Below are 4,106 nucleotides of genomic sequence, written 5' to 3'. Positions count from 1 at the left end.
CACACCCTCCCGGTCGGTGGTGTGGTCGTCCGCGAAACGACGGTCACCCGTCGCGTCCGGCACGTACTTCACACAGACGACGATCCTCAAGCTCACGGCCTTGTCTCCTGTACTGGTCTCGTCCGACGGCTGCGGCTGTGCAAGCGGGGGCGAACACGGAACGCACCCGCTCCGGGCAGCGAATTCCCGTGCCGGTCCGGAACTTCCTGGCAGCATACTCGCCGGTAGCCCAGTGGTCACTACTGGCCAGTAGCTTATGCCGGGCGGCCGCGCCGGCCGCCTGCACCCATCCTGCCCCAGGCGGGGGCCGACTCCACCCGACGGGGCGGACCGACCACGACGGGATCCTCCCCGAGGAGGTCCGGCGAGGGTCCGACAGGGGTCCTCAGACCGCCTGGCCGAGCGCCGCGATCACGTCCGCCCGGCGCGGCTGCCCCGTTGCCCGCCGGACCACCCGGCCGTCCGCGTCCAGCACCAAAACGGTCGGCGTCCGCCGGACCTCCAGCCTGCGCACCAACTCCAGCCGCGCCTCGGCATCCACCTCGATGTGCGCGACCCCCTCAACCATCCCGGCCACCTCCAGGAGCACCCGCCGGGTCGCCCGGCACGGCTGGCAGAAGACCGTCGAGAACTGCACCAGCGTCGCCCGCGCACCGAGCGGCCCGCCCAGCTCCGCCGCCGACAGCCGTACCGCCCCGTCCTTGGTCCGCACCCTCATCCTCCCGTCACACACCGCCCTTACCAGCCCGAACACGGTCGCCAGCGCCAGCACGACGACGCACACCACCAGCCCGGTCATCCCCCCAGTCTGCGCCAGCCCCGGCGGGCGCCGAAAGACGGTCGACCGCCGGGGGCGGGCCGCGTACGATCGGCCGGTGGACTCCGAGCGCTCCTCACCGCCGCTGCCGACCGCCCGCCGCGTCATCGCCCCGGGCCGGGCCACGGAACCCCACTGACGCCCCCGTCGCCACCGCCCGCCGCTGCCGCCCGTCGCGACCCTTCCGGAGCCCCCGTGCAGACCGACCCCCGCGGTCCCCGTTTCTCCGCCGCGCTCACCTCGGCCGTCCTGATCGTCGTCCTCCTCACCGGCAGCAGCACCCTCCTCGCCGGCCAGGCGCTCGTCTTCGCCCTCGGAGCCTTCGGCGGCTTACGGCTCTCCCCGTACGACTGGGTCTTCCGGGTCCTGGTCCTGCCCCGCCTGGCCCCGCCGTCCGAGACCGAGGACGAGCGGCCGCTGCGCTTCGGCCAGGGGATCCTCATGGTGTTCGCCGCGGTCGGCACCCTCGGCCACATCACCGGGGTGACCTGGCTCTGCCTGCTGGCCACCTCGGCCGCCCTCGCCGCCGCGTTCCTCAACGCCGCCTTCGGCTACTGCGTCGGCTGCGAGCTCTACCCGGTCGTCCGGCGCGCCCAGGGCCGCCTCACCGCCGGAGCCTGACCCGGCGCCTCCACCGGGCGCCGGCCCGGCCCGCCGGTGCGGCCCGCCTCCAGCCGCAGCTCCCGGCCGGGGAACGAAAAGGTTCCCGTTCGAATTCATCACAGAGATCACACCGTGAAAATCGGCTTGACCGCACGCCTCAGGTGACAGCAGGCACTCGTTCGGGGGATCATCTCCGTGTATCACCCGTGACCGCCGCGGCGTGCCGTGCTCCGGTCGGCACCGCCCGCGCGACGTCACGGGCCCCCGCCGAACCGGGTTCCGGCCCGTGGAAGTCAGGACTGACCGTGGCAGAGTTCGTGTACCCGCCGGTGATCGGCGCCGCACTCACCGCCTTCCGCGCGCTCGACGTGCGGATCAAGATCGTGGGTGCCGAACACATCCCCGCCAGGGGGGGAGCGGTACTGGTCAGTAATCACATCAGCTACCTGGACTTTCTCTTCGCCGGCCTCGGCGCCTACCGCGGCGGCAAGCGCAAGACCCGCTTCATGGCCAAGGACGACGTCTTCAAACACGCGGTCTCCGGCCCGCTGATGCGCGGCATGAAGCACATCCCGGTGGACCGCACCGACGGTCAGCCCGCCTACGAGGCCGCCGTACGCGCCCTCAAGGCCGGCGAGGTGGTCGGGGTGTTCCCCGAAGCGACGATCAGCCGCTCGTTCATGCTGAAGAAGTTCAAGACCGGCGCCGCCCGGATGGCCGCCGACTCCGGCGCCCCGCTGCTGCCCGTCGTCCTCTGGGGCACCCAGCAGCTCTGGACCAAGGGCCGCCCGAAGACCCTGACCAAGCGCCACGTCCCGGTCACCATCATGATCGGCGAACCGATCCACCTCGGGCCGGGCGACAAGCCCGTCATGGTCACCAGACGACTCCGCAGCGCCATGAGCGAGATGCTCGACCGGGCCCAGCGCGAGTACCCCGGCAAGCCCTCCGGCCCCGACGACACCTGGTGGCTGCCCGCCCAGCTCGGCGGCACCGCCCCCACCCTGGAGGTCGCGGAGGCCGAGGACGAGGCGGAGGCCATCGCCAAGGCCGAGCGCCGCGCCGCCCAGGACTGACGAACCCCTCCCCCGCACTACTCCGTGCGACCGAGTGAACGCGATCCGTCGCGTGTCGCCGGCCCGCCGACCCTCCCCGTCTGACACAGTGACAGTTCCTTTCAGGGGGCCTTCGTCCTGAATCGGCGACGGGGGCAGACGTCGAGCGGTCGACAGAGGTCGGAGGCGGAGATGGCAGGGATCACCGGTACGAGGCAGTCACCCACGAGCAGGGCCCGCACACGCGCAAGCGCCGGTGCGGGCCTTCTGCTTCTGGGCACCCTGCTCACCGGCTGCGGGGCCGAACCCGGGGAGATCCCGCTCTCGGAAATCCGGCCGGAATCACCCACCGCCACGCCGACACCCGCCGTGATCGGCGCCGCCGCAGCAACCCCCGCCGCGGCCAGCGCGCACAACGGACTGATCGTCAGCCGGGCCTACACCGACGCCTCCCGCACGACCAGCGCCATCATCACCCTTGCCCCCGACGGCAGCGGCCAGAACCAGATCACCCAGCCGCCGGACCGCGCCCACGACGACCGCCCCGACTGGTCCCCCGACGGCACCGCCATCGCCTTCGACCGCACCGACCCGCAGACCGGCGCCGCCCGGCTCTGGACAGTTGCCACCTCCGGCGAGGGCGCCCACCAGATCAGCCAGCTCTGCGACAGCTCCAGCGGCGGCGCCGACTGCGCCAACGAGGACGAACGCGCCCCCGCGTTCTCCCCGGACGGCAAGCAGCTCGCCTTCAGCCGTTCCTGGGGCGCCCTGGACCCGGCCGACAACACCCGGACGCAGTACTCGGACCTCTACCTGATGAGCCCCGGGGGCACCGACGTCCAACGGCTCACCTTCCTCACCAACGACAAGCCCTACTCCGGCTCGGTCAGCAACCCCAGCTGGTCCCCCGACGGCAAGCAACTCACCTTCGAGTACCGCACCAGCGCCACCGGGCAGCCCGCCAACAGCCGCGCCATCTACGTCGTCAGTGCGGACGGCACCGGCCTCCGCCAGCTCACCCCCTGGGAACTGCGCGCCGGCGAGCGCGCCGAATGGTCCCCCGACGGCACCCGGATCCTCTTCACCACCTACCCGGCCGGCCCCGACAACGCCCCCGGCGGCGGCATCTACACCGTCCACCCCGACGGCACCGCCATCGGCGCCCTCACCACCGCCCCCTCGGACGCCTTCTACGGCGCCGCCGCCTACGCGCCCGACGGCCAGTCCATCGTCTTCACCCAGGCCCCCGCGGGCGCCGGCGCCGACCTCTACAGCATGCGACCCGACGGTACGGGCGTCGCCCGCCTCACCAACAGCGCCGACAAGTGGCTCAACCGCCCGGCCTGGGGCACCGCGGAACCTCCGTCCGCTCCGGCTGCCCCGGCAGGTTCGGCCGCTCCGTCCGCTCCGGCTGCCCCGGGCCAGGGTGCCCAGCCCGAGGCCCAGCCGCCGGCACAGGCCCAGGGACAGGCGCCGACGGAGGACCCGGAGGCCGACGACGAGTGAGCCGGCGGCCGTGAACGGCCCGGAAACGCAAAAAGACCCCCTCCCGAAAGGGAGGGGGTCTTTTCTGAATGATTGTTCGGCGGCGTCCTACTCTCCCACAGGGTCCCCCCTGCAGTACCATCGGC

4 protein-coding genes and 1 pseudogene are annotated in these 4,106 nt (G+C 72.5%); 3 read left to right on the top strand and 2 right to left on the bottom strand.

All coding sequences use genetic code 11. The features are described 5' to 3' along the window. Both AB0D10_RS45800 and AB0D10_RS45795 read right to left on the bottom strand, forming a co-directional pair. Window positions 1-96: pseudogene (locus AB0D10_RS45800) on the bottom strand (electron transfer flavoprotein subunit beta); the annotation flags it as partial. Window positions 97-385: 289 nt separating this feature from the next. After that, window positions 386-799, bottom strand: coding sequence for a thioredoxin family protein (locus AB0D10_RS45795; RefSeq protein WP_360268911.1), 414 nt, complete (start codon window positions 797-799; stop codon window positions 386-388). Window positions 800-1,012: 213 nt separating this feature from the next. Between AB0D10_RS45795 and AB0D10_RS45790 the strand changes: the two genes are divergently transcribed. The 3 genes from AB0D10_RS45790 (at window position 1,013) to AB0D10_RS45780 (ending at window position 3,981) form a co-directional block, all read left to right on the top strand. Continuing rightward, window positions 1,013-1,438, top strand: a complete 426-nt coding sequence (locus AB0D10_RS45790) for a DUF4395 domain-containing protein (RefSeq protein ID WP_360268908.1) — start codon at window positions 1,013-1,015, stop codon at window positions 1,436-1,438. A gap of 287 nt (window positions 1,439-1,725) precedes the next feature. Beyond that, complete coding sequence (locus tag AB0D10_RS45785) at window positions 1,726-2,496, top strand: lysophospholipid acyltransferase family protein (protein WP_360268903.1); 771 nt, start codon at window positions 1,726-1,728, stop codon at window positions 2,494-2,496. Window positions 2,497-2,844: 348 nt separating this feature from the next. Further along, a complete protein-coding gene (locus AB0D10_RS45780) occupies window positions 2,845-3,981 on the top strand; it encodes a hypothetical protein (protein WP_360268901.1) in 1,137 nt (378 codons plus the stop codon). Window positions 3,982-4,106 lie beyond the last annotated feature (125 nt).

The sequence above is a fragment of the Kitasatospora sp. NPDC048545 genome (assembly GCF_040651155.1).
GTDB lineage: Bacteria > Actinomycetota > Actinomycetes > Streptomycetales > Streptomycetaceae > Kitasatospora.
Note: the sequence above shows the minus strand (reverse complement) of the source record. Positions and strands in the feature narration are given on the sequence as shown.

Bases quoted from the DNA above. Each gene is read 5' to 3' on its own strand.
- AB0D10_RS45795 (WP_360268911.1), bottom strand. From the start codon at position 799: ATGACCGGGCTGGTGGTGTGCGTCGTCGTGCTGGCGCTGGCGACCGTG.